Genomic DNA, 26604 nt, shown 5'->3' on the forward strand with positions numbered 1-26604 from the left:
CTCAGCGACCGACACGTGCCGCGGCGGTCAACGCGCGGTGCAGCAGCCGGGAGTCGCCGAGCAGCGCGCGTAGGCGGCGCTCCAGGCCGGCGATCGGGATGAGGTTCTGCGGCGCCCGTGGGTCCTTGTACGGTGTCGACGCGAACCGGGGCAGCGTGACCAGCGACAGGTCGGCCAGGTCGATCGCCGCCTCGACGGGCAACTCGGTGGAGCACTCCACCCGGACGATGCCGGCCCACGGCGCGCCCACGGCCACCGGCAGCCGCAGATACCACGACCAGCCGCCCCAGGGCGTGCGGAGCCGGAACACCGGCGACCGCTCGCCCGGCGCCAGGCCCGTCACCACCGCCGTCAGCCGGGCGTCCAGGTACTGGCTGTGCTGGGTCTTGATGTAGCCGAGCGTGCGCGGCAGATGGTGCCGACTGCGCAGCGGACCGTCCACCACCAACAGATCGCCGTCGACCCGGGCGGCGTCGGACACCGCCACCTCCAACGCCGTCAACGGGCCCTGCACGGCCGCCGGCAGCTTCGCCAGCTCGCCGGTGCCGCCCACCCGGTGCACCGGATAGCGGATCGCGCCCGCCACCACGTCCCGGGCCGACGGGCTCGCCGTGAACAGACCCCGGCCCACCTGCGTGCCGGCCAACTGCGCCGCGCCCCGACCCAGGTCGCAGCGCACCACCCCGGCCGCGTACGACGCCGCGAGCCCCGGAAACGACCCGCCGTCCTCCTCCGCCGTCCAGATGCTCGCGTCGACCCGGCGGACCCCGTCGACCAGGAGCACCACGTCCGGCGCCCGCACGTCGGCGCGTACGCCGATCGCCCGCCAGTCGACGGCCGGCAACTCCACGTCGACCTCGACCTGGGTGCTGCTCGGGGTGGCCGGCCCGGAGGCGGACGCCTCGAACGACGCCCCGTACGACGGGTCCCACGAGTCGACGAAGAACGCCGCGTCGCCCACGCTCACCGACCCGACCTTTCGTTCGCGACTGCGGGGCTCCGCTGCGCTGCACTCCTCGCGCTCACCGGCCGGACCTTTCGTTCGCGACTGCGGGGCTCCGCTGCGCTGCACTCCTCGCGCTCACCGGCCGGTCCGTTCGACGCGCGCCGAGCGGGCGTCCTTGCGTACCTCGAAGCGGACCGGGATCCGCTCGGCCAGCGCCGCGACGTGGGTGACCACGCCGACCATCCGGTCACCCCGGGCGGCCAGGTTCTCCAGCGTGGCGGCCACCGTGTCCAGGGTGGCCGCGTCCAGCGTGCCGAAACCCTCGTCCAGGACGATCGACTCCAGACTCGCCGCCGTCGTCGACATGCCGGCCAACTGCTCGGAGAGCGCCAACGCCAACGCCAGCGACGCCTGGAACGTCTCGCCGCCGGAGAGCGTCCGTACGCCCCGGCGCAGCCCGGCGTCGTGGTGGTCGACCACGAAGAACTCGCCCTTGTCGTGCACCAGCTCGTACTGACCCGAGGACAGTTCCCGCAGGATCCCGGACGCGCCGTCGACCAGCAGGTCCAGCGCCTCCGCCAGCAGCCACCGCTCGAAGTTGTTGGCCCGCAGGTGGCCCGCGAGGGCCCGCGCGACCTGCGCCTCGCGCTCGTGCCCGGCCCGCTGCTCGCGCAACGTGCCGGCCTGTTCGCGGCGCTCGTGCAGTCGACGCCGGTCGGCCTCGGCCCGCTCCACTGCGATCGTCGCGGCGTGTACCGGATCATCGCCGACCGGCACGTCGGCGGCGGCGAAGATGTCGGCGATCCGCCGCTGCACCTCGTCGGCCGCCGCCTCGGCCTCGGCGACGACGGTAACCCGGCCGGCCCGGTCAGCACGACGACGCTCCGCCTCGGCCGTCGCCCAGTCGGTCAACGCCGCCCAGGAGGCCGCCACGTCGTCCCGGTCGGCGGCCGGCGGCCCGAACCGGGCCAGCCCGTCGCGGGCGGTGTCGAAGCCCCGCCAGGTCGCCCGCAGCCGCTCCTGCGCCGCGTCCACCCCGGCGCGGGCCTGGCGCGCGCTTTCCCGGCCCGCCCGGACGGCGGTCGCCGCCTCGTCCAGAACCCGTCGCAGCCGGGCGTGCTCGGCCAGCTCCCGGCGCAGCACCGCGGGCTCGGCCGCGCCCGCGAGCTGCCCGTCCAGTTCGGCCAGCCGGGCGTCCACCTGCTCCTGCCGGGCGCGGGCCTGCACCAGCAGCCGTTCCAGGTCACGCGCCGCGGCGTCCCGCTGCTGCACCGCCGCCTGCGCCGCCTTGGTGGCGGCCCGCGCCGCCTTGCCGGCCGCCGTCGCGGCGGCCACCGCCGAATCCGCCGGGACGGCCGGCACCCGCGTCACCGGCTGCTCGCACACCGGGCAGGGCCTGCCCGGATGCAGGTGCGCCCGCAGGCCGACCGCCAGGTCGGTGGCCTTCGCCTCCTCGTGCGCCCGGAAGGCCGCCTCCAACTCGGCGTCGGCCCGCTCGGCCTCGGCGCGGGCGGCGGCCACCGCCGCCACCGCCGTCGTGTGCTCCTCGTCCGCCGTACGCACCGCCGCGCGGACCGTGTCGGCCTCGCCGGTCAGCCGATCCCGATCGTCGTACGCCCGCAGTTGCAGCCGCAGCGCGCTCTCGTCACCGGCGCCGGCCAACTCACCGCGCAGCTTCTCCTCCCGCTCCTCGGCCAGCGACACCGCCGCGACAGCCGCGTCGGCCTCGGCGCGCGCCGCGGCCACCGCGTGCGCCACCTCGGCCACCCCGCGCGGGGCGCGGACGGCGGACAGCACGCTCAGCTCGTCGTCGAGCGCGGTCAGGGCCACCGCCGCCTCCCGCGCGCGGTCCCGGGCCGCCGCCAACTCCGGCATGGCCCCGGTCACCGCGCCGGCCAGCTCAACCATCTCCTCGACGAGGGCGTCGGCCTCGGCCACCGCCTCGTCGTCCACCCCGGTCAGGCCGGCGAGCACCTGGTCGACCGCGTCCAGCTTGGCCTCCGCCTGCGCCGCGCGGGCCGTGGCCCTCTTCTGCACGTCCTCGTAGACGCCGAGGCCCAGCAGGTTGACCAGGATCTGCTGCCGGGTGGCCGGCTTGGCGTGCAGAAAGTCGGCGAACTGCCCCTGCGGCAGCACCACGCAGCTGGTGAACTGCTCGTACGGCAGCCCGACCGCCTCCAGCACCGCCTGCTCCATCTCGGCGGGCGTACCGGCGACCACCTCACCCAGGTCGTCCGGGCTCAACCCGGTGTCGAGCTTGGTCACGTCGAAGCCGGCCGGCATCACCTGCAACCCGGCGTTCGCGGTCTTCACGTTGCCCCGGCCGTCCCGGCGCACCACCCGGGTCGCCACGTACCGGGCGCCACCGGACTCGAAGACCAGCCGCACCCGGGCCTCGGTCGCCGACGGCGCGAGGGCGTTCGCCAACCCCCGCGCGCCACCCCAACGGGGGACCGTGCCGTAGAGGGCGAAGCAGATGGCGTCCAGCACTGTCGACTTGCCCGAACCGGTCGGCCCGATCAACGCGAAGAAGTCGGCGTCGGTGAAGTCGACCGTCGTGGAGTCCCGGAAGACCGTGAACCCGGCCATGTCGAGCCGCATCGGTCGCATCAGTGATCGACCTCCTCGAAGAGCTCGTCGAAGAGTTCCCGAACGCCCTCGTCGTCGTGGCCCCGGCTGTCCAGGTAGTCGCCGAACAGCTCCCGGGCGGAACGCCCCGACCGCTGCGCGATCCGGGTGCCGCTGCCCGGCGTCGCCAGCAACTCCGGGTCGATCCGGATCTCCAACGCGCGGGGGAGCAGCTCCTGGACCTCCTCGCGCAGGCCCGCGCGGGGGTGCTCCCGCACGAACACCCGCAGCCAGGCGTCCGGCGCCTCGATCTCGGCGAGCTGGGCCAGCGTGCCGCGGACCGTCCGCAGCGCGCTCGCCGCGGTCACCGGCACCTCCCGCACCCGGGCCGCCGTGCTGGCGGTCACCTCGACGACCGTCACCGACGGCACGTTCTCCTGCTCGCCGAAGTCGACGGCGAGCGGGCTGCCGCTGTACCGGACCGGGCAGGGGCCCTCGACGCGCTGCGCCCGGTGCAGGTGGCCCAGCGCCACGTAGTGCGCCGTCGCCGGGAAGACGGTGGCCGGCACCGCGTAGCCGAGCACCGTGTGCGCGTCCCGCTCGCCGCCGCCGGCCGCCGCGCCGATCACCGTCAGGTGGGCGGTTACCAGGTGCACCCGGTCCGGCTCCGAGAAACCCTCGGTGAGCCGGCCCAGCACCCGACCCAGGTGGTCGGCGTACGTCTGGTTGGCCTCGGCGGCGGTCAGCTCGTACATCTCCAGCGCGCGGATCGCGTACCGCTGGGACAGGAACGGCAGCGCGGCGAGCTGCCACCGCTCACCGCCGGCCGTGGTGCCGTCGATGACGTGCTCGGCCGGATTCTCGCGTACCCCGCCGCGCAGCGTGATGCCCGCGGCCTCGGCCCACGGGCGCAGCGCGTCCAGCGCGGGCCCGTTGTCGTGGTTGCCGCCGATCGCGACCACGTCCGCGCCGGTACGACGCAGCGCGGTCAACGCCCGGGTGACCAGCCGGGTCGCCTCCGAGGTCGGTGCGGCCGTGTCGTAGAGGTCACCGGCGACGATCACCAGGTCGGGCTGCTCGGCGCGGGCGATGTCGATCACCCCGGCCAGCACGGCCGTGTGCTCCTCGGCCCGGGACTGCCCCTTGAGCACCTTGCCCACGTGCCAGTCGGAGGTGTGCAGGATCTTCATAGGTGTGCCGGCCCCCTAGAACGGGATGTCGTCGTCGCTGCCGCCGCCGGAGCCCACCACGGCGAACGGGTCGGCGGACTGGGTGATCGAGCGCAGCGTCTCCGAGGGGGCCCGACCCGCCTCGGAGACCCGGGTGGCCCACGCCGGGAACGGGAACTCCAGGCAGAGCGGCACCGGGATGTCCGGCTGGTTGACGAACATGGTGCCCGGCTTGGCGAGCAGCGCCCGCTGTCGCTGGGCCGGCGGCAGGAAGCCGTACTCGGGGCGGGACGCCTCGGCCGGGTCGAGCCGGCCGACCACCCGGATCGCCGAGTTGGTGACGATGCGCCGCTCCACCTCGCTCGCCGTCTGCTGGGCCCCGATCAGGATGACCCCGAGCGAGCGGCCGCGCTCGGCGATGTCGAGCAGCACCTCCTTGATGGGGGAGGAGCCCTCCCGGGGGGCGTACTTGTTGAGCTCGTCGAGGACGACGAAGAGCAGCGGCTTGGCCGTGCCGGCCTTCTCCTTGCGCTCGAACTCGCTCTTGAGCGTCACACCCACCACGAACCGCTGCGCCCGGTCGGGGAGGTTGTGCAGGTCGACGACGGTCACCTGCGCCGACTCGCTGGTGTTGATCGAGTGCGGGCGACGGACGGCCAGGTCGCCGCGGATCAGCCGGGCCAGGTCCTTCTTGCTGCCGATCAGCCGGCGGGCGAACGCGTTGACGGTGCCCAGTCCGACCGCGCTGCCCGCCCAGTCGGAGCGGGTCTCGTCGTTGTTGAGCGCCTCGACGATGTGGTCGACCAGATCGCCGTAGGACCCGAGCCGCACCCCGTCGATGCTCACGCCCCCGTCGGCGGGCTGGGCGTACCGGGCCAGGTGCGCGGCCACCGAGTGGACCACCATCGTGTACTGCTGGCGCTCGTCGTCGGCGTCCGCGAAGACGTACGGCAGCAGGCGGTCGGAGCAGAACTCGCTCAGCGTCCAGTAGAAGGCGTCGACGCCGGTCAGCCGGCTGCTCACGTCCGGCGTGCCGGCCGCGTCACCGACCCGGGGCGGGGCGTACACCCGCACGTCGGGGAAGGCGCCGGCGCTGAGGCCCAGCTTCGCGTACGCCGCCCGGGTCGGCTCGTCGAGGCGCGTGTTGGGGTGGTCGAGGAACAGCAGGTCCTCGCCCTTGACGTTGAAGATGAGCGCCTTACCGTTGACCGCGTCGCCGCCCAGGACGCCGGAGCGGAACACCGAGTAGAGCAGGAAGGTGGCGAAGCTCGTCTTGGTGGCGACCCCGGAGATGCCGGAGATCGAGACGTGCGCGCCCCGGCTGCCGTCGAGGAAGTCGGCGTTCAGGTAGACCGGCACGCCGTCGCGGCCCATCCCCATCGGGATGCGCCGCTCCATCCGGTCGAAGTGCAGCGCGCGGGCCCGCGCGTCGCCCTCGGCCCGGTGCACCACGGCCCCCGGGGTCGGCGGCACGTACAGCTCCGGGTCGACCCGCGTGGTGGTGACCTCGGCCGCCTCCTGGACCTGGGCGGGCAGGGTGCCGTCGGCGATGGCGAAGACGTCCGAGTCGAACTGGGCGCCCTCGTGCCGGGCCCGGACCTGCGTGACCACACCGGCGATCGTCACCGGCTCGCGGTTGGGCAGCTCACGACGGGTGACCACCACGTCGTCGAGCTGGAGGTAGCTGCCGGGGGCCACCGCCGTCCAGAACTGCAACGGCGTGGCGTCGGCGGTGCCCAGCACCCGGCCGACCAGCTCGCCCGGGCTGTCGAGGTCGGCGTCGGTCATCGGACGACTCGGGTCGGGCGGGCAGCGCGGTCGGGAAGCATGAGGTGCATCCTGCCCGAGGAGTACGACAGGTCGCCACGCGACGCGGCGGACGACACCATGGTCGGTCACACCCGCGACGCTGGGTGGGTGACCGGGCGACGGCCCGTCACGCGTCGGTGAGTGGCGGGCCGCCTCCAGGGCGCGGCCGTCAGTCGCGGGCGTGGCGGAGTAGCAGGACGCCGTCGTCGGCGGCGAGCACGTGCCGCAGCGGCAGGCGCGTCGGCCCGGTGGCGTCGCCGGCGGTGATCCGCCCCGGCCCCGGCCCGGCGAGCAGCGGCGCGACCGTGAGGCACAGCTCGTCCACCAGGTCGGCCGCGGTGAGCGCGCCGAGCAGGTGCGGGCCGCCCTCGCAGAGCAGCTGCGTCAGTCCGCGTCCGTGCAGCTCGGCCAGGGCGGCGGCGAGGTCGACCCGGCCGGTACCGAAGCGCAGCACGTCGGCGACGTCGGTGAGGCCGGGGGGTGGCTCGGCGTCGGAGTGGGTGAGCACGATCGGCCGGACCGGCGCGTCGGCGAACGCGGCCTGCGCCGGGTCCAGGTCGAGGGCGCCGGAGACGACCACCAACGTCGGGTACGCGGCCAGCCCGTTCGCCCTGCGCCAGGCGCGGCGGCCCTCGTCCAGGCGGACGGCCCGGTACCCCTCGTGCCGCAGGGTGCCGGCGGCCACCACGAGGGCGTCGCAGACCATCCGCAGCAGGCCGAACACCCGCTTGTCCGGTTCGCCCGACAGCCCGGCGGAGAAGCCGTCGACGGTGACCGCGCCGTCCAGGCTGGAGACGAAGTTGACCCGCAGTCGGGGCCGGTCGGCGCGGCCGTAGAGGGCGGTCAACGCCGCGTCGTCGAGGGGCTCGACGGACGGCTCGGGCCACAGCCGCCGGATCGGAATTCCGACCGTCATTCGCCGGCCGGACCGGTGACCGGAGGGGTCGGTTCAGCGGTACGGTGCTGGCAGTCGCACCAGTTCCGGCCCGGGCAGTCGTCGTGCCGCCGGGCCCGGCACGCTCGGCAGATCATGGTCGCAGCCTAAGCCGCGGGAGGACAGGACAGCATGCCGCGTCAGATCTTCCAGCTGAAGATGTCCCTCGCCGGCGTGCGCCCGATCATCTGGCGTCGGGTGCTCGTCCCGGCCGGCTACACGCTGGACCGACTGCACCGGGTCGCGCAGCACGCGATGGGCTGGCGGGACTGCCACCTGCACTCGTTCGAGATCGACACGGTGACCTACGGCGAACCCGTCCCGGACGAGGGCCTGGGGCTGCACGACGAGCTGGACGTCCGGCTGGACGCGGTGCTCGGCAAGGGCAGCAGGTTCTCCTACACGTACGACTTCGGCGACTGGTGGGAGCACGACCTGGTCGTCGAGGACGCACTCACCGCCGACCAGGACGAGCGGTACCCGGTCTGCCTGGACGGGGAGGGCGCCTGCCCGCCGGAGGGAATCGGTGGTCCACTGGGCTACCAGACGCTGCTGGCGGCCCTGGCCGATCCGGCTCATCCGGAGCGGGCTCTGCTGACCGGCTGGGTCACCGGCGGCTTCGACCCGGCGCTCTTCGATCCCGCCGTCGCGACCACGCTGCTGCGTCGCTTCTGCTGAACGGGCTGGTCAGGCTGGCGTCGATGCCTCGTGTGCCGGCCTGAAACAGGGCGGTAACGATCTGGGAACGCTCCCAATGGTCTATTGACACCCTGGTAGCGCCCCGGCAATCTCATGGGAGCGCTCCCGGGGGAGTGGCGGAAGTCTCCTTCACAGCTCTCCCCAGGCGTCCACGGCCACCGGCTGAGCGGCGCGGGGCGCTACAGCACCCCCCACCACGTACGACACACCAAGCCTCACCACTTGAGAGGGGTCAGGATGAGCGTCACCTCACGTCGCCGCTTTGCGGCGATCGCGCTCGCGTCCGTCGCCGTGCTTGCCGCGGCGACCGCCTGCGGCGACGGCGACTCGTCGTCCGATTCGGACGGCGGCAAGGTCACTCTGGTCGTCGACGTCTTCGGCGACCAGGGCTTCGGCTACGAAGATCTCTACAAGCAGTACCAGACGGAGCACCCGAACGTCACGATCCAGGAGCGCGGCAAGGGCCTCGGCCTCGGTGACTACAACACCCGGCTGACGCAGCAGATCACCGCCGGCGCCGGTGCCGGTGACGTCGTCGCCCTCGAAGAGGGCACGATCGTGCAGTTCTTCGCGCAGGCCGACAAGTTCGTGAACCTGGCCGACCACGGCGCCAACGACCTCAAGGGCAACTTCCTGCCGTGGAAGTGGGAGGGTGGCCTCACGCCGGACGGCAAGGTGCTCGGTCTCGGCACCGACGTCGGCGGCATGGCCGTCTGCTACCGCAGCGACCTCTTCAAGGCCGCCGGTCTGCCGACCGACCGCGAGCAGGTCGGCGCCCTCTGGCCGACGTGGGACGCGTTCATCGAGCAGGGCCAGAAGTTCACCGCCGCCGACAAGAAGCACAAGTTCGTCGACTCGGCCACCAACTTCTACAACATCGTGCTGATGCAGACGGCGGGCGCCGGCAACGGCTACACCTACTTCGACAAGAGCAACAAGCTCGTCGTCGGCGAGAACCCGGACGTGCAGACCGCGTTCCAGCAGACCACCAAGATGATCAGCGCGGGTCTGTCGAACAACCTGCGGAGCTTCTCGAACGAGTGGAACGCCGGCTTCAAGAACGGCAGCTTCGCCACCATCGGCTGCCCGGCCTGGATGACGGGTGTCATCAAGGGCCAGGCCGGTGACGCGGCGGCCGGCAAGTGGGACGTCGCCAAGGCGCCGGGCAACGGCGGCAACTGGGGCGGTTCCTGGCTGGCCGTGCCGAAGTCCAGCAAGCACCAGAAGGAAGCCGCTGAGCTGGCCAAGTTCCTGACCAGCGCCAAGAGCCAGACCGAGGCGTTCAAGAAGGTCGGCAACCTGCCGTCGTCGCCGCAGGCCCTCGAGGACCCGGCCGTGCTCGCCGCCACCAACGAGTACTTCAGCGGCGCGCCGATCGGCAAGATCTTCGCCGCTGGCGCCAAGGAGCTGAAGCCGGTCTACCTCGGCCCGAAGAACCAGGCGGTCCGGGACGCGGTCGAGAACGCGCTGCGCAGCATCGAGCAGGGTAAGGCCGCCGACGCCGCTTGGCAGGACGCGGTGAAGAACGGCCAGGCAGCAGGCAAGTAACGGCTGCGACGCGCTCACGGGTGGTGCCGCTCCGGCACCACCCGTGAACCCGCGTCAACACGCCCTGCCGCGGCGCCCCACGAGGCGCCGCCGAGTGTGAAGGACCGCTCATGAGCTCCCTGAAGACCCCCGCGCCACCGGACGCGTCGGCCCGCGGGCCGCGCCCGGCGCCACGGCACTCAACGGCGCGCCGCCGGCAGCTGAACCGGCTGGACCTGCGCTTCACCCCGTACGTCTTCGTCCTGCCGTTCTTCGTGCTCTTCGCGATCTTCGGCGTCTACCCGATCGTCTACACGTTCTGGATCGCGATGACCGACCGGTCACCGATGAACGCGACGATCAGCTTCGTCGGCCTGGACAACTTCGTCGAGCTGTTCACGAACGACCCGCAGTTCTGGAACGCGGTGGTGAACACCTTCGGGATGTTCGCGCTCTCCACCATCCCGCAGCTGCTCATCGCGCTGATGCTGGCCAACGCGTTGAACCGCCGCATCCGCGGCCAGATGTTCTTCCGGCTGGCCATCGCGATGCCGATCATCACCTCGACCGCCGTGGTGGCGCTCATCTTCTCGATGATCTACGCCCGGGACTTCGGCCTGATGAACTGGCTGCTCGACCTGGTCGGTCTCGGCCCCATCGACTGGCGGGCCAACCGCTTCGCCTCCTGGGTCGCCATCGCCACCATGGTCGACTGGCGGTGGGTGGGCTACAACGCCCTCATCTACCTCGCCGCGATGCAGTCGATCAGCAAGGACGTGTACGAGGCGGCCGCCCTCGACGGCGCCTCGCAACGCCGCCAGTTCTGGTCGATCACCATTCCGCAGCTGCGCCCCACCATCATCTTCACGCTGATCATCTCGACCATCGGCGGTCTGCAGCTCTTCACCGAGCCGCTGATGTTCACCAGCGGCTCGGGCGCGCTCTCCGGCGGCACGGAGGGGCAGTTCCAGACGATCACGATGTACCTGCTGGACGTCATGAACCAGCGGTTCCGGTGGGGGTACGCGGGCGCCGTCGCCCTGGTGCTGTTCCTGCTGATCGCGTCCGTCTCGTTCATCAACTACCTGCTGGCCCGCCGCATCAGCTCCGACAAGTGAGGGTGGCCCACCCATGACCAGTACCACTCTGCGACCGCCGTCGGTCCGGCCACCGGCCGAACGCAACGGCATCCGCCACAGCGCGGAGAAGCTCTGGACGGCCAGCCCGCTCACCTGGTTCGGGCTCGTCCTCGGCGTCATCCTGTCGCTCTTCCCGTTCTACTGGATGATCGTCATCGCCTCGCGGACCAGTGACGCCGCGAACTCCTGGCCCCCGCCGTTCCTGCCGGGCGGCAAGCTGGGCGAGAACATCCAGCGGGTGCTCGACAACGGCGACGCGAACATCGTCAAGGGCCTGATGAACTCGTTCCTGGTGTCGGGCACGATCACGGTGGCGACCGTGTTCTTCGGCTCGCTCGCCGGATTCGCGTTCGCCAAACTGCGTTTCCGCGGCAAGAACGCGCTGCTGCTCATCATCCTGGCCTCGATGATGATTCCCATCCAGCTCGGTGTGCTCCCGCTGTACATCCTCATGGCCAAGCTGGAATGGCTGAACACGATGCCGTCGGTGACGGTTCCGTTCCTGATCGGCGGCTTCGGCATCTTCATGATGCGCCAGTACGCCGAGCAGGCGGTGCCCAACGAGCTGATCGAGGCGGCCCGCGTCGACGGCTGCTCCACCTGGCGTGTCTACTGGCACGTGGTGGTGCCGGCGCTGCGGCCCGCGGCGGCCGTGCTCGGGCTGCTCACCTTCATGGAGCAGTGGAACCAGTTCTTCTGGCCCTTCGTGGTGCTCGCCGACCCGGCCAACCCGACCGTGCAGATCTCCCTGCGCAGTCTGAACACCGCGTACTTCGCGGACAATTCTCAGATTTTCGCGGGTACGCTCATCGCTACCCTTCCGCTGTTCATCGTCTTCGTTCTGTTCGGCCGCCAGATCATCGGCGGGATCATGGAAGGTGCCGTCAAGTCGTGAGCAACCCCGCCAGCCCATCCGCCGTCGACCTCGACGAGCGTTCCGGGCTGACCTTTCCACCCGGCTTCCTCTGGGGAGCCGCGACCGCGGCATACCAGATCGAGGGGGCGGCGGCCGAGGACGGCCGCACCCCGTCGATCTGGGACACCTTCAGCCACACCGAGGGCCTGGTGGTCAACGGGCACACCGGCGACGTGGCCTGCGACCACTACCACCGGCTCGGCGACGACGTCGCGTTGATGGCCGAGCTGGGCCTCAAGTCGTACCGTTTCTCGGTCTCCTGGCCCCGGGTGCAGCCCGGTGGCACGGGCGCGGCCAACCCGAAGGGCCTGGACTTCTACCGGCGGCTCGTGGACGAGCTGCTGGCCCACGACATCGAGCCGTGGCTCACCCTCTACCACTGGGACCTTCCCCAGGAGCTGGAGGACGCCGGTGGCTGGCCGTCGCGGGACACCGCCGCCCGCTTCGCCGACTACACGACGCTCGTCGCCGACGCGCTCGGCGACCGGGTGCGCTACTGGACCACCCTGAACGAGCCGTGGTGCTCGGCGTTCCTCGGGTACGGCTCCGGCGTACACGCCCCGGGCCGGTCCAACGGCGCGGACTCGGTGCGCGCCGGCCACCACCTGATGCTCGGGCACGGCCTGGCCGTGCAGGCCCTGCGGGCCGTCCGGCCCACGGCCGAGGTGGGCGTGACCGTCAACCTGTACCCGGTCGACGCGGCCACCGACGCTCCCGCCGACGTGGACGCGGCCCGCCGGATCGACGGGCTGGCCAACCGCTTCTTCCTCGACCCGCTGCTGCGTGGGTCGTACCCGGAGGATCTGGTGGCCGACCTGCGCGAGGTCACCGACTTCGACCACGTCCGCGAGGGTGACCTGGCGACCATCTCCACGCCGCTGGACCTGGTCGGGATCAACTACTACAGCCGGCACGTGGTCGCCGCGCCGATCGAGGGCGCCGAGCCCGAGCCGTACTGGCGGGCACCCTCCTGCTGGCCGGGCAGCGAGGACGTCCGGTTCGTCACCCGGGGCGTTCCGGTGACCGACATGGACTGGGAGATCGACGCCCCGGGCCTGGGGGAGACGCTGCGGCGGGTGCACGAGGAGTACACGGACCTGCCGCTGTACGTCACCGAGAACGGCTCCGCGTTCGTCGACACCGTCGTCGACGGGCAGGTCGACGACGTCGACCGGCTGGCCTACTTCGACGCGCACCTGCGGGCCTGCCACGAAGCGATCAACGCCGGCGTGCCCCTGCGGGGATACTTCGCCTGGTCATTGATGGATAATTTCGAGTGGGCCTGGGGTTACACCAAGCGCTTCGGCATGATCCACGTCGACTACGACAGCCAGCTTCGCATCCCCAAGTCCAGCGCCAGGTGGTACGCCTCGGTGATCCGACGCAACGGTCTGGCCGCACAATAGGCTCGGGCCAGCCATCAGGGCGGTCCCGGCGTCCACTCTCGCGTGGCGCCGGGTCCGCCCGCCGTCGGAGGAGCAGACGATGACAACGCAGCGCACCCGCTCGCTCGGGCGCCCGACCCTCGATGCGGTCGCGGCGCGCGCCGGCGTGGGTCGGGGCACGGTCTCGCGCGTGGTCAACGGCTCGCCCCAGGTCAGCCCGGAGGCCCGGGCCGCGGTCCAACAGGCGATCGCCGAGTTGGGGTACGTGCCGAACCGCGCCGCCCGCGCGCTGGTCACCCAGCGGACCGACTCCGTCGCCCTGGTGGTGTCCGAATCCGGGGAGCGGGTCTTCACCGAGCCGTTCTTCGCGGCGATCGTGCGGGGGATCAGCTCCGGCCTGCTGGAGACGCCCATGCAGCTCTGGCTGGCGATGGCCCAGTCGCCGGTCGAGCGTGAGCGCGTCGAGCACCACCTCACCAACCAGCACGTCGACGGCGTACTGCTGCTGTCGTTGCACGACTCCGACCCGCTGCCCACCCTGCTGGAGGAGCGCGGCCTGCCCGCGGTGCTCGGTGGCCGACCGGCCCGGATGCTGCAACCCGGGGCCCAGCCGGCGTGGTTCGTCGACGTGGACAACGTTGGCGGCGCACGGCAGGCGGTGGAGTACCTGACCAGCCAGGGGCGGCGACGCGTCGCCACCATCGCCGGACCGCAGGACATGGGCGCCGGCCTGGCCCGACTGGCCGGCTACACCGAGGCCGTCAAGGCCACCGGCGTCGGCGTCAACCCCGACCTGATCGCGTACGGCGACTTCAGCGAGAGCAGCGGGGCGACCGCCATGCGCCGCTTGCTGAACGCCTGCCCGGACCTGGACGCCGTCTTCGTCGCGTCCGACCTGATGGCGTTCGGCGCGTTGCGGACCCTGCGCGACGCCGGCCGGCGTGTCCCGGAGGACGTCGCCGTGATCGGCTTCGACGACGCGCCGGTCGCCCGCCAGGCGGACCCACCGTTGACGAGCGTGTTCCAGCCGGTCGAGGAGATGGGCCGGCAGATGGCCCGGCTGCTGGTCGCCCGCATCCGCGGCGACGACCTACCCGCCCCGCACATCCTCCTGGACACCCAACTCGTCCACCGAGCCAGCGCGTAACCTCTCCCGCGCGCTCCCCGCCCCCTCTCCCGGCCGATCTTGCACTTGCTGTGGCGACATACGGGATTTTCCGCGTGAACTGTCGACAGAAAGTGCAAGATCGCGTGCTGGGGGGCGGGCGCGGGGCGCGGGGCAGGGACGGGGTGGGGGGTTTTAGGGGAGCCAGCGGCGGAGTTCGCGTTTGGCCAGGGAGTTGCGGTGGACCTCGTCGGGACCGTCGGCGAGGCGCAGGGTGCGGGTCTGTGCCCAGAGGGCGGCCAGCGGGGTGTCCTGGCTGACGCCCGCGCCGCCGTACCCCTGGATGGCCTTGTCGACCACCCACTCCGCCATCGCCGGTGTGGCGATCTTGATGGCCTGGATCTCGGTGTGCGCGCCCTTGTTGCCGACGGTGTCCATCAGCCAGGCCGTCTTGAGCACGAGCAGGCGGGCCTGTTCGATGCGGACCCGCGATTCGGCGATCCACTCCCGCACGACGCCCTGCTCGGCGAGGGGGCGACCGAACGCGATCCGTTCGTTGGCCCGGCGACACAGCAGCTCCAGTGCCCGCTCGGCCATTCCGATCAATCGCATGCAGTGGTGGATGCGCCCCGGGCCGAGTCGCGCCTGGGCGATGGCGAAGCCGGTGCCCTCCGCGCCGATCAGATTGGCCGCCGGCACCCGTACGTCGGTGAAGTCGATCTCGGCGTGCCCGCCGTGCGTACCGTCTGAGTAGCCGAAGACGTGCATGCCCCGGCGGACGGTCACGCCCGGCGTGTCCCGGGGGACGAGCACCATGCTCTGCTGGCGGTGCCGGTCGGCGTCCGGGTCGGTCTTGCCCATCACGATGAGGATCTCGCAGCGCGGGTCCATGGCGCCGGACGACCACCACTTGCGGCCGTTGACGACGTACTCGTCGCCGTCGCGGGTGATCCGGGTGGCGATGTTGGTCGCGTCGGACGAGGCGACCTCCGGCTCGGTCATGCAGAAGGCCGAGCGGATCTCGCCCTCCAGCAGCGGCACGAGCCAGCGCTCGCGCTGGGCGTCCGAGCCGAACTCGGCCAGCAGCTCCATGTTGCCCGTGTCCGGCGCCGCGCAGTTGACCGCCTCGGGCGCCAGGTGCGGGCTGCGCCCGGTCAGCTCGGCGAGCGGCGCGTACTGGAGGTTGGTCAGGCCGGCGCCGTAGCGCGGATCGGGCAGGAACAGGTTCCACAGGCCGCGCTTGCGGGCCTCCGCCTTCAGCTCGGCCAGCACCGGGGTACGCGACCACTCCTCGCCGGTGGCCGCCTGCTCGGCGTGCACCGGCTCGGCCGGGTAGACGTGCTCGGTCAGGAACCGGGTCAGCTCGTCGCGCAGCTCCTCGGTCCGGGCGTCGTACGCGAAGTCCATCACCGCTCCCTGGCAGCGGTCAGCCCGTGCGCGACCAGCGGTGCCACCATGTCGCCGATCCGGTCGAAGCCCTCGCCGAGCGTCTGCCCGAGCGTGTGGCGGTAGTGGATGCCCTCGCAGATGACGGCGAGCTTGAAGCAGCCCAGCGCCACGTGCCAGTGCAGCGGCCCGACGTCGACGTCGCTGCGCCCGGCGTACCTGTCGATCAGCTCCGCGCCGGTGGGGAAGCCGGCGCGCGGGCCGAGGCCGTCGGCGACGGGATTGCCGGCGGCGGTGTCGCTGTCGCCCAGCACGTCCCAGTACGTCAGCAGCAGCCCCAGGTCGGCGAGGGGATCGCCGAGGGTGGCCATCTCCCAGTCGAGGACGGCGTGTACGGCCACCGGGTCGGCCGAGGCGAGGAGGTTGTCCAGCCGGTAGTCGCCGTGCACGATGCGGCCGGCGTTCGCGCCCTCGGGGGCGGTCGCGGCGAGCAGGTCGCGCAGTTCGTCGATGCCGGGCAGGTCGCGGCTGCGCGAGCGGTCGAGCTGCCCGGCCCAGCGGCGGACCTGCCGGGCCAGGTAGCCCTCGGGGCGGCCGAAGTCGGCGAGCCCGACGGCGGCCGGCTCGACGGTGTGCAACGCGGCGAGGGTGTCCATCATCGCCATGGCGAGGGCCCGGCGTCGTTCGTCGCCCAGCGGGTCGGTCTGGGCGCGGGTGCGGAACACCTCGCCGGGCATCCGTTCCATCAGGTAGAACGGTGCGCCGAGAACCTCGGTGTCGGTGCAGAGCAGCAGCGCGCCGGGGACCGGCACCTCGGTGGGCGCCAGCGCCGAGATGACCCGGAACTCGCGGGCCATGTCGTGCGCGGTGGCCAGCACGTGCCCCAGCGGTGGGCGGCGCAGCACGACCTCCCGCTCGCCGAAGCGCAGCAGGTAGGTGAGGTTGGACTTGCCGCCCGCGATCAGGTGGGCGCGCAGCGGCCCGGCGGTCAGCTCGGGTCGGTGCGTCGCCAGGTAGCTCGCGAGGCGATCGAGGTCGATCCCGGCGGGGGCGGCCGGAACAGCGCCCGGCCGGAGCGCGCTGGCGGCCGGATCACTCATCCGACTAGTTGATGGCAGCCCGTTCACGTTGTCAAGGTCAGGTACGCCTGACGTGCCGTGGTCAGCGCTTCGGCCAGGTGAGGTGGCGTCGCCGGCGGTCGAGCCAGTCGACGGGCGATCTCCCCTTCTTGCGACATTTGCCCAGATATCGTCTCTTGATGGGCGGACCGCGGCAGTGGTCTCCGGAGCGGTGGGGGGCGATCGTGGCGAAGGCGAGCGAGGGTACGACGACGGTGGGCGAGCTGTTGCTCAGCCGGCTCTACGACCTCGGAGTACGCCATGTCTTCGGGCTGCCGGGCGACTACAACATGGACTTCCTCGATCAGATCGAGGCGTTCGACGGGATCGAGTGGGTCGGCAGTTGCAACGAGCTCAACGCCGGCTACAGCGCCGATGGATACGCCCGCCTCGCCGGTGTGGCCGCGATCCTCACGACGTTCGGTCCCGGCGAACTGTCGGCGGTCAACGCCCTCGCCGGGGCCATGGCGGAGTCGGTGCCGATCGTCTCGATCGTCGGCGGTCCGACCGCGGAGATCATGCGGCAGCGCACCTCCATGCACCACTCGCTCGCCGACGGCGACTTCGACCACTGGGTACGGGTGGCACGCGAGGTGACGGTCGCCCAGACCTCGCTGACGCCGCAGAACGCGCTGGACGAGGTCGACCGGGTGCTCACCGAGTGCTGGTCGCAGCAGCGTCCGGTCTACGTCCGGATGCCCGGCGACGTGGTCCACGCCGAGGTCGCCGAGCCGGGGCGACCGTTCACCCGCCCCGAGCCGGTCGTCTCACCCGGGCAACTCGACGCCTTCGCCACCGCCGCCCGGCGGCTGCTCGCCGGCGCCGAGCGGCCCGCCCTGCTGGTGGGGAACCTGCCGATCCGCCTGCACCTCGGCGCTGCCGTCACCGCCCTGGCCGCCGAACGGAACTGGCCGGTCGCCGCGCAGTCGCTGGGACGGGGGCTGCTGGACGAGTCCGACCCGCACTACGTGGGCGCCTACAACGGCGGTGACAGCGTCGACGAGGTCCGCGCGGTCGTGGAGGACGCGGACGCGCTTGTCTGTGTGGGCGCAACGTTCTTCGACTGGGACGGCCTGTTCACCGCCGACATCAAGGTCGACCGGGTCATCAGCCTGCACCGCGACGCCGCCGTCGTCGGCGGCACCCGCTTCGCCCCGGTCGCCCTGCCGGCAGCGCTGCGGTGCCTGCACGAGATCGCCCCGAACCGTACGGCGCAGTGGTCACGCGCGCCGTTGCTCGCGGCCGACCCGCCCGCACTCGACCCGTCGAGCAACGAGCCGATCCGGCAGGCACGGCTCTGGCCGGCGATCCAGCGGATGCTGCGCGAGGGGGACATCTTCGTCCCGGAGACCGGCACCCCTTCCTTCGGCGCGGCGACGATGCGCCTGCCCGCCGACGTCACCGTCGTGTGGCCGCCCATCTGGGGCTCGATCGGCTACGCCACCCCGGCCGCCTTCGGAGCCGCGGTGGCGGCACCGGATCGACGGTCGACCTGCTGCCCCGGCTCTGGCGACCGGCCGGCGCGCCGTTCACCCCGCTCGCCGAGGAGGCCGGACGGTGCTGGTCACCGGCGACGGATCACTGCAGCTGACCGTGCAGGAGATCAGCCGGATGCTCGCCACGAACCAACGCCCGATCATCATCGTGGTCAACAACGGCGGCTACACCGTCGAGCGGGCGGTCGACGGGCGGCACCAGCCGTACAACGACATCGACAACTGGCGGTACACGGATCTGCCGGCGGTGTTCGGACGGGACCGGGGCTTCACCGCGCACGTCGCCCGTACCGAAGCCGAGCTGGCCGCCATCCTGGCCGGCATCGACGGCCCTCCGGCCCAGTTGACCCTGATCGAGGTGGAGACCGACCCACTGGACCTGCCCACCGGCATGCCCCAGTGGGGTCGGGAGACGTCCGCCGCCGACTACCACGCACAGCTCGCCTCCACGCCGGTCCTGCCCCTGGGTGGGCTCCCCTGAGCGTCAGCGTCCGGTTTCGCCCCGTAATCGGCCGCCGGAATTTCCGCTCGGGATATGCCTCTGCAACAGGGGCGAAATGGTCACCCGGCAGGCTGTGAGCAGCCCGCCGGCCGTCGCCGGCCCGCCGAGCGGAGGGACAGACATGTTGCTGCGAGTTCGGGTCACCCTGCCGGACCGTCCGGGCACCCTCGGTCAGGTCGCCCGCACGCTGGGTGTCTCCGGCGCGGACATCGTGCAGGTCGTGGTTCTGGAGCGCCTCGGCGGGCGCGCGGTGGACGACTTCACGGTGGTGTGGCCCGGCGCGGCACGGGTCGAGCGTCTGCTGGCCGGTCTCGCGGCGATCCCGGGCGTACGGGTGGACGGTGTGTGGCGGGCGATCGGCGCGCCCACCACCACCGGCCAGGACGCGGAGCTGCTGGCCCAGGTCGCGGCGAACCCGGCCGACGGACTGGCGACCCTGGTGGACGCCGTACCGGGCCTGCTGGCGGCCGACTGGGCGGTGGCGGCCGTGGTCCCGGTGGACTGGGCGTCGCGTACGGGGGGTGGCGGGGCCACCGTCGGTCACGCGAGCTGGCGCGCTCCCGTACCGCCGCGGTTGCCGGAGGTGACTCCGCTGCGCGGGCGGTCGATGACCGCCCCCGACGGCACCCACTACGGGATCGCCCCGTTCGGGCGGGCGGGTCTGGTGCTGGTGGTGGCCCGCGAGCACAACGAGACCCTCTGCGCCGCGGGTTTCCACAGCACGGAGGTCGACCGGCTCACCCAACTCGTCCGGGCCAGCGCGGTCATCCTGGGCGACCGACTGGACCTGGTCGGTGCGCCTCCGGTGGTCGCCGGTCCCTGACCAGCGCGAGGAGTTCCCGGGTCGACACCGGCGAGCAACCGGGCGGCAACAGCCGCGGACGAGGCTCTGGGTGGGGAAGGGAGCCAACCCATGACGTTGTGGCGGATCCGAGCGACAGTGGACGACCGGCCCGGCTATCTGTCGGTCCTCACGGCGAGCCTCGCGCTGCGCGGGGTCAACATCCTCACGGTGCAGGTGCAGCCCACCGAGCATGGCGCGGTCGACGACTTCCTGGTGGACGCGCCGGACACGCTCGACGAGACCGAGCTGATCGCCGCCGTCGAACGAGGGCGCGGGCGGGACTGCTGGGTGGCGCGCAGCGAGGCGCGCGGCCTGGTCGACCAACCGACCCGGGTGCTCGGCCTGGCCAACCGGCTGGTGCGCGATCCGGACGCGACGGGTGAGGCGTTGCGTACGCTGCTCGGCGCCGACTCGGTGAGCTGGCGTCCGGCGGCGACCGGTACGGACCGGGGCAGCACCGGCACGAGCATGGTGCTGGCCGACCCGGCGGGCGGCACGTTCGCGCTGAGCCGGACGGCGCCCGCCTTCACTCCGGCGGAGTACGCCCGGGCACGGGCCCTGGTCGAGCTGGCCGCCACCGTGGCTCGGCGGGCCGCCGAGCAGGTGACCCTGGTGCTGCCGGACGGCGTCGAGGTGGCGGTGCGACCGGCGTGCGCGGACGACCTGGCGGGTGTGGTGGAGCTGCACGAGTCGTGCTCCCCGCGCAGTCGGGAACGGCGCTACCTGAGTGGGGCGGCGCTGCCGCGACCGGCCCGACTGCGTCGACTGTTGGAGCCGGCTCGGGGGCTCACCCTGGTCGCGACGACCACCGACACCGACGGCGCGGTGGTCGCCATGGCGAACCTGCTCGGCGAGGGCGACGAGGCCGAGGTGGCGCTTCTGGTCCGCGACGACTGGCAGCGGCGTGGGCTGGGCTCGGCCCTGCTGCGCCGGCTGGTGTCGCACGCCGACCGGGCCGCCTACGCGGCGTTGGTGTTGCACGTGCGGGCGGACAACGCGCCCATGCTGCGGACGCTGCGTCGACTGGACCGGCCCAGCTCGGTGCAGCGGGACGGCGGTCTGCTCGCGCTGACCGTACCGCTCGGGGTTCCGATGCCGTCCGAAACGACCACAACCGGCCACCAGGGGATGTCCGGGACCGGCCGACGGCCTCGGTAGATCGGGCTGAGCTGGGACGACGTCTCGGACGGACCTGGCGGCCGGGTCGACTTTCCGCGCGGTGGCACGCGTGTCGCCGTAACGTCGGCGAGCGCGATGGCGCTGTGGCGCGGCGTGGGCTTCCCATTCGACGTGGCGCACATTACATTGTCGGATATCCATGGGAGCGCTTCCACGCCCGTGGCCACACCGCCACCCCCGCTGTCGCCGGTGGCCGTGCCGCCCCCACGCCGTCCCGCGTCGGTGCGACCGCCGGCGGCGCCTGGCTAACAGGAGCCCTTCATGCGCCACCTGACCCGGCCGTCCACCGGCCACCCCGGCCGGTCGCCCGTCGACCAACCGTGGCCCCGGCGGCTGCTGGCCGCCGGCGTCGCCCTGCTCACCGGCGCGGCCCTCGCGGTCGCCGCGCCGACGCCCGGACCGGCGTCCGCCGCGCCCACCTTCAACTACGCCGAGGCGTTGCAGAAGTCGCTGCTGTTCTACGAGGCGCAGCAGTCCGGCCAACTGCCCGACTGGAACCGCGTCTCCTGGCGCGGCGACAGCGCGCTCACCGACGGCGCCGGTACGGGAGTCGATCTGACCGGCGGCTGGTACGACGCCGGCGACCACGTCAAGTTCGGCTTCCCGATGGCGTTCAGCGCCACCATGCTCGCCTGGGGCGCGGTGGAGTACCGCAGCGGCTACAGCGCCTCCGGCCAGTTGCCGCACCTGCTGAACAACCTGCGCTTCGTCAACGACTACTTCATCAAGGCGCACCCGTCGGCGAACGTCCTCTACGGACAGGTCGGCAAGGGCGACGACGACCACAAGTGGTGGGGCCCGGCCGAGGTGCTGCCGATGGCGCGGCCCGCGTACAAGATTGATGCGAGCTGTGGCGGCGCGGACCTGGCGGGGGAGACGGCGGCGGCGATGGCCGCGTCCTCGATGGTGTTCCGGCCCACCGATGCGACCTACGCGGACAAGCTGCTCACCCACGCCCGGCAGCTCTACACGTTCGCCGACACCGTGCGGAAGGCCTACAGCGAGTGCATCACCGACGCGGCCGCGTTCTACAAATCGTGGAGCGGCTACCAGGACGAGCTGGTGTGGGCCGCCATCTGGCTCTACCGGGCCACCGGCGACGCCAGCTACCTGACCAAGGCCGAGAGTGAGTACGACAAGCTCGGCACCGAGCCGCAGTCCACGACCCGTTCCTACAAGTGGACGATCGCCTGGGACAACAAGCAGTTCGGCGCGTACGTGCTGCTGGCGAACCTGACCGGCAAGCAGAAGTACGTCGACGACGCCAACCGCTGGCTGGACTACTGGACGGTCGGGGTGAACGGGCAGCGGGTGCCGTACTCGCCCGGTGGGATGGCGGTGCTCGACTCCTGGGGCGCACTGCGCTATGCGGCCAACACCTCCTTCGCCGCGCTGGTCTACAGCGACAAGACCACCGACACCACCCGCAAGGCGCGGTACCACGACTTCGCCGTCCGGCAGATCAACTACGCGCTCGGCGACAACCCGCGCAACTCCAGCTACGTCATCGGGTTCGGCGCCAACGCGCCGAAGAACCCGCATCACCGCACCGCGCACGGGTCCTGGTGGGACAGCCAGACCGTGCCCGTCGAGACCCGACACACCCTCTACGGCGCGCTGGTCGGCGGCCCGTCCTCGGCCAACGACGCGTACACCGACAGTCGGTCGGACTACGTGATGAACGAGGTGGCCACCGACTACAACGCCGGCTTCACGTCCGCGCTGGTCCGGCTGACCTCCGAGTACGGCGGCACCCCGCTGGCGAACTTCCCGGTCGCCGAGACGCCGGACATGGACGAGATGACCGTGGAGACCACCGTCATGCAGGCCGAGCCGCGGGCCACCGGGCTCAAGGCGATCGTCTACAACAAGTCGGCGTTCCCGGCCCGCGCGCTGACCAACGGCAAGTTCCGGTACTACTTCCGGCCCGACGGCAGCGGCCCGGTGCAGGTCACCTCCGGCTACACCCAGGGCTGCCCGTCGCCGACCACCGCCAAGCAGTACAGCGGCGACATCTGGTACGTCGAGGTGGACTGCACCGGCTACACCATCGCCCCGGCCGGACAGTCGGCACACCGGATGGAGGTCCAGTTCAAGATCGGTGTGCCGGAGGGCGGCACCTGGGATCCGACCAACGACCCGTCGTACCAGGCCACCGCCGGGCCGAACCGCAAGGTTCCGCTCTACGCCGGCAGCACCCGCGTCTGGGGTGACGAGCCGGGGCCGGTCGTGCCGGACACCACCGCGCCGAGCGTCCCGGGCAAGCCGGTGGCGTCCAATTTCGCGTCCCGCTCGGTGACCCTGACCTGGTCGGCGTCCACCGACAGCGGCGGTAGCGGGCTGGCCGGCTACAACGTCCGCGAGGTCCAGGTCAACAGCGACACGGTCGTCGTCCGGCCGGTCACCGGCACGACGCTGACCATCTCGACGCTGCTGCCGGCGACGTCGTACGAGTTCACCGTCGTGGCCCGCGACGGCGCGGGCAACACCTCGGCGGCCTCGCCGGTGCTCACCGTGACCACGCCGCCGACCGGCTCCACCGACACGACCGTGCCGAGCACGCCCGGCACGCCGGTCGCCTCGGCGGTCACCGCGACCGGCCTCACCCTGGCCTGGACACCGTCGACCGACAACGTGGGCGTCACCGGCTACCGGGTCTACCGCGAGGCCGGCGCGACCGACGCGCTCATCGGGTCGCCGACCGGCAGCACCCTCGCGGTGACCGGGCTGACCGCCTCCACGGCGTACCAGTTCTACGTGGTGGCCGTCGACGCGGCCGGCAACACCTCCGCGGCGTCCGCGCCGGTCGCGGTGACCACGGCGGCGCCGCCGGTCGGCGGCACCTGCTCGGTCGGGTACGCCACGACGGACTGGAACACCGGCTTCACCGCGACGGTGACGATCACCAACACCGGCACCGCCGCGATCAACGGCTGGGCACTGCGGTTCAGCTTCCCGGGCGGGCAGACCGTCAGCCAGGGCTGGTCGGCGACCGTCAGCCAGGCCGGCGCGGCGGTCACCGCGACGAACCTGTCCTACAACGGCACGATCGCGCCGGGCGCGTCGGTGAGCTTCGGCTTCAACGGCACGCACAGCGGCAGCAACCCGAAGCCGACCGCCTTCACCGTGAACAACACCACCTGCGCCGTCGCCTGACTCGTTGACGGGTCGTGGCGTGGCCGGCGCCGAACTCTGGCGACCGGCCACGCCGCGCAGGGCCAAAACATTTCCGAAACATTTCCGAAAACTCCATTGCCCGGACCGGTGCGTGGTTAGCATCGACTGAGTTAGATGTCTCAATCGATACATCCGGTCGTCCTCGCCCTCGGCGGCCCGGGTGTTGGCCCTTTAAGGAGGCCGAGATGGCAGTGCGCCCATCCGTTCATCGCGGCGGCACTCGGCGACGGCGATCGCCCGTCTTCCGAGCGCTGCTCGCTGGCGCGTTCAGCGTCGTGACCGTGGCCGCCGTCGCGGTCATGATGCCCTCGGCGAACGCCGCCGCGAGCACGCTCGGCGCGGCCGCCGCGCAGTCGGGCCGGTACTTCGGCACCGCCATCGCGGCGGGCCGGCTCAGCAACTCGCAGTACAGCACGATCGCGGCACAAGAGTTCAACATGATCACGGCCGAGAACGAGATGAAGCCGGAGTCGACGCAGCCCCAGCGGGGCCAGTTCAACTTCAACTCCGGTGACCAGATCTACAACTGGGCGACCCAGCGCGGCCTGAAGGTGCGTGGGCACACCCTGGCCTGGCACGCCCAACAGCCGGGGTGGATGCAGAGCCTGAGCGGCAGCGCCCTGCGTCAGGCGATGATCGACCACATCAACGGCGTGATGGGCCACTACCGGGGCAAGCTCGCCGCGTGGGACGTGGTCAACGAGGCGTTCAACGAGGACGGCAGCCGCCGCAGCTCCAACCTCCAGGGCACCGGCAACGACTGGATCGAGGTGGCGTTCCGCACCGCGCGGGCGGCCGACCCGTCGGTCAAGCTCTGCTACAACGACTACAACATCGAGAACTGGTCGTACGGCAAGACGCAGGGCGTCTACCGCATGATCCAGGACTTCAAGTCCCGCGGCGTGCCGATCGACTGCGTCGGGTTGCAGACCCACTTCACCGGTGGCAGCTCGCTGCCGAGCAACTTCCAGACCACGCTGTCCAGCTTCGCCGCGCTCGGCGTGGACGTGGCGCTGACCGAGGTCGACGTCACCAACGCCTCCACCACCCAGTACGCCGGGCTGACCCAGGCGTGCCTGAACGTGCCGCGCTGCATCGGCATCACCGTCTGGGGCGTACGCGACAGCGACTCCTGGCGCTCCAACGAGAGCCCGCTGCTCTTCGACGGCAACGGCAACAAGAAGGCCGCCTACAACTCCGTCCTCAACGCGCTCAACGCGGCCCCGCCGACCTCCAGCCCGACCGCGAGCCCGACGGTGAGCCCGACCGTGAGTCCGACGGTGAGTCCGACCACGAGCCCGCCGCCGAGCGGTGGCGCCGGCCGGATCGTCGGAGTGCAGTCGGGTCGGTGCATCGACGTGCCCAACTCCACGCAGACCAACGGCACCCGGGTCCAGCTCTACGACTGCCACAGTCAGTCGAACCAGCAGTGGACGTACACCAGTGGCAAGCAGTTGCGGGTCTACGGCAACAAGTGCCTGGACGCGAACGGCGCGGCCACCGCCAACGGCACCGCAATCATCATCTGGGACTGCGGCAGCGGGGCCAACCAGCAGTGGAACATCAACTCCAACGGCACCATCACCGGCGTGCAGTCCGGTCGCTGCCTGGACGTCTGGGGCACCGGCAACGGCCAGCAGGTCCAGCTGTACGACTGCCACGGGCAGACCAACCAGCAGTGGCGGACCGACTTCGGCGGCGGCACCACGCCGGCCCCCACCACGCCGGCCCCCACCACGCCGCCGCCAACCACCACGCCGCCGCCGAACAACGGCTGCGCGCTCCCGTCGACCTACCGGTGGTCGTCGACCGGCGCGCTGACGAGCCCGAAGAACGGCTGGCTCTCGCTCAAGGACTTCACCAACGTGGTCTACAACGGCCAGCACCTGGTCTACGGGTCATACGTCAACAGCAGCGGCCAGTACAGCTCGATGAACTTCGGCACGTTCACCAACTGGTCCGACATGGCCTCGGCCAGCCAGAACGGAATGAGCCAGGGCACCGTGGCGCCCACCCTGCTGTACTTCGCCCCGAAGAACATCTGGGTGCTGGCGTACCAGTGGGGACCGACCTCGTTCAGCTACAAGACGTCGAGCGACCCGACGAACGCCAACGGCTGGTCCTCGGCGCAGACGCTGTCCACGGCCACCCTCTCGGACGCGCCGTACGGTGTGATCGACCAGACCCTCATCGGTGACGACCAGAACATGTACCTGTTCTTCGCCGGGGACAACGGCAAGATCTACCGGTCGAGCATGCCGCTGGGGAACTTCCCGGGCAGCTTCGGCTCGAGCTACACGACGATCATGACCGACTCGTCCAACAACCTGTTCGAGGGCGTCGAGGTCTACAAGGTGGCGGGCCAGAACCAGTACCTGATGCTCGTCGAGGCGATCGGAAGCCAGGGGCAGCGCTACTTCCGGTCGTTCACGTCCACCAGCCTGGGCGGCTCGTGGACCCCGCAGGCCGCCACCGAGAGCAACCCGTTCGCCGGCAAGGCCAACAGCGGCGCCACGTGGACCAACGACATCAGCCACGGTGACCTGGTCCGCACCAACCCCGACCAGACCAAGACCGTCGACGCCTGCAACCTGCAGTTGCTGTACCAGGGCAAGGACCCCAACGCGAGCGGCGACTACAACCGGCTGCCGTGGCGGCCGGGTGTACTGACCCTCCAGCGCTAGGCGTCAGCCAGTTCGAGGAAC

17 protein-coding genes and 1 pseudogene are annotated in these 26604 nt (G+C 71.6%); 11 read left to right on the forward strand and 7 right to left on the reverse strand.

The window, feature by feature from the left end; genetic code table 11:
• Window position 1: 1 nt before the first annotated feature.
• From ACQP03_RS09370 to ACQP03_RS09390, 5 genes are all read right to left on the reverse strand, one after another.
• Complete coding sequence (locus ACQP03_RS09370) at window positions 2-967, reverse strand: hypothetical protein (protein WP_357122872.1); 966 nt, start codon at window positions 965-967, stop codon at window positions 2-4.
• Window positions 968-1081: 114 nt separating this feature from the next.
• Window positions 1082-3556, reverse strand: a complete 2475-nt coding sequence (locus tag ACQP03_RS09375) for an SMC family ATPase (protein ID WP_357393352.1) — start codon at window positions 3554-3556, stop codon at window positions 1082-1084.
• Complete coding sequence (locus ACQP03_RS09380) at window positions 3556-4704, reverse strand: exonuclease SbcCD subunit D (RefSeq protein WP_433460807.1); 1149 nt, start codon at window positions 4702-4704, stop codon at window positions 3556-3558. Before ACQP03_RS09380 ends, ACQP03_RS09375 begins: the two co-directional genes overlap by 1 nt.
• 15 nt (window positions 4705-4719) lie before the next feature.
• Window positions 4720-6471, reverse strand: a complete 1752-nt coding sequence (locus tag ACQP03_RS09385; RefSeq protein ID WP_357122882.1) for an ATP-binding protein — start codon at window positions 6469-6471, stop codon at window positions 4720-4722.
• Window positions 6472-6661: 190 nt separating this feature from the next.
• Window positions 6662-7408 carry a pyrimidine reductase family protein gene (locus tag ACQP03_RS09390; protein ID WP_433460808.1) on the reverse strand — a complete coding sequence of 249 codons (747 nt, stop codon included), beginning with the start codon at window positions 7406-7408 and terminating at the stop codon, window positions 6662-6664.
• A 150-nt stretch (window positions 7409-7558) separates the two neighbouring features.
• Between ACQP03_RS09390 and ACQP03_RS09395 the strand changes: the two genes are divergently transcribed.
• From ACQP03_RS09395 to ACQP03_RS09420, 6 genes are all read left to right on the forward strand, one after another.
• Window positions 7559-8104, forward strand: coding sequence for a plasmid pRiA4b ORF-3 family protein (locus ACQP03_RS09395; protein ID WP_357122888.1), 546 nt, complete (start codon window positions 7559-7561; stop codon window positions 8102-8104).
• A 258-nt stretch (window positions 8105-8362) separates the two neighbouring features.
• Window positions 8363-9673, forward strand: a complete 1311-nt coding sequence (locus ACQP03_RS09400; RefSeq protein ID WP_357122891.1) for an ABC transporter substrate-binding protein — start codon at window positions 8363-8365, stop codon at window positions 9671-9673.
• A 110-nt stretch (window positions 9674-9783) separates the two neighbouring features.
• Window positions 9784-10770, forward strand: a complete 987-nt coding sequence (locus ACQP03_RS09405; RefSeq protein WP_357122894.1) for a carbohydrate ABC transporter permease — start codon at window positions 9784-9786, stop codon at window positions 10768-10770.
• A 70-nt stretch (window positions 10771-10840) separates the two neighbouring features.
• Entirely contained in the window at window positions 10841-11686 is an 846-nt protein-coding gene (locus tag ACQP03_RS09410; RefSeq protein WP_355051884.1) for a carbohydrate ABC transporter permease, read from the forward strand.
• A complete protein-coding gene (locus ACQP03_RS09415; protein WP_433460809.1) occupies window positions 11683-13113 on the forward strand; it encodes a GH1 family beta-glucosidase in 1431 nt (476 codons plus the stop codon). The genes ACQP03_RS09410 and ACQP03_RS09415 overlap by 4 nt, the downstream gene beginning before the upstream one ends.
• Window positions 13114-13192: 79 nt before the next feature.
• On the forward strand, window positions 13193-14239 hold the full coding sequence (locus tag ACQP03_RS09420; RefSeq protein WP_357122900.1) for a LacI family DNA-binding transcriptional regulator: 1047 nt from the start codon (window positions 13193-13195) through the stop codon (window positions 14237-14239).
• A 153-nt stretch (window positions 14240-14392) separates the two neighbouring features.
• Here the strand turns inward: ACQP03_RS09420 and ACQP03_RS09425 are convergent, their stop codons facing one another.
• Both ACQP03_RS09425 and ACQP03_RS09430 read right to left on the reverse strand, forming a co-directional pair.
• Window positions 14393-15604, reverse strand: coding sequence for an acyl-CoA dehydrogenase family protein (locus ACQP03_RS09425; protein WP_433460810.1), 1212 nt, complete (start codon window positions 15602-15604; stop codon window positions 14393-14395).
• Complete coding sequence (locus ACQP03_RS09430; protein ID WP_363661298.1) at window positions 15604-16683, reverse strand: phosphotransferase family protein; 1080 nt, start codon at window positions 16681-16683, stop codon at window positions 15604-15606. The genes ACQP03_RS09425 and ACQP03_RS09430 overlap by 1 nt, the downstream gene beginning before the upstream one ends.
• 203 nt (window positions 16684-16886) lie before the next feature.
• Between ACQP03_RS09430 and ACQP03_RS09435 the strand changes: the two are divergent.
• From ACQP03_RS09435 to ACQP03_RS09455, 5 genes and pseudogenes are all read left to right on the forward strand, one after another.
• A pseudogene (locus tag ACQP03_RS09435) lies at window positions 16887-18678 on the forward strand (alpha-keto acid decarboxylase family protein).
• A gap of 142 nt (window positions 18679-18820) precedes the next feature.
• Window positions 18821-19522 carry an amino acid-binding protein gene (locus tag ACQP03_RS09440; protein WP_357171296.1) on the forward strand — a complete coding sequence of 234 codons (702 nt, stop codon included), beginning with the start codon at window positions 18821-18823 and terminating at the stop codon, window positions 19520-19522.
• Between the two features lie 90 nt (window positions 19523-19612).
• Window positions 19613-20701 carry a GNAT family N-acetyltransferase gene (locus ACQP03_RS09445; RefSeq protein ID WP_357393360.1) on the forward strand — a complete coding sequence of 363 codons (1089 nt, stop codon included), beginning with the start codon at window positions 19613-19615 and terminating at the stop codon, window positions 20699-20701.
• A 282-nt stretch (window positions 20702-20983) separates the two neighbouring features.
• Window positions 20984-23878 (forward strand): glycoside hydrolase family 9 protein, encoded by a 2895-nt coding sequence (locus ACQP03_RS09450; protein ID WP_357393362.1) that lies wholly within the window; start codon window positions 20984-20986, stop codon window positions 23876-23878.
• A 206-nt stretch (window positions 23879-24084) separates the two neighbouring features.
• Complete coding sequence (locus ACQP03_RS09455) at window positions 24085-26583, forward strand: non-reducing end alpha-L-arabinofuranosidase family hydrolase (RefSeq protein ID WP_357122920.1); 2499 nt, start codon at window positions 24085-24087, stop codon at window positions 26581-26583.
• Window positions 26584-26604: the final 21 nt, after the last annotated feature.

Origin of the sequence: Micromonospora sp. CA-248212 (assembly GCF_050948405.1) — a bacterium.
Classification (GTDB): domain Bacteria; phylum Actinomycetota; class Actinomycetes; order Mycobacteriales; family Micromonosporaceae; genus Micromonospora.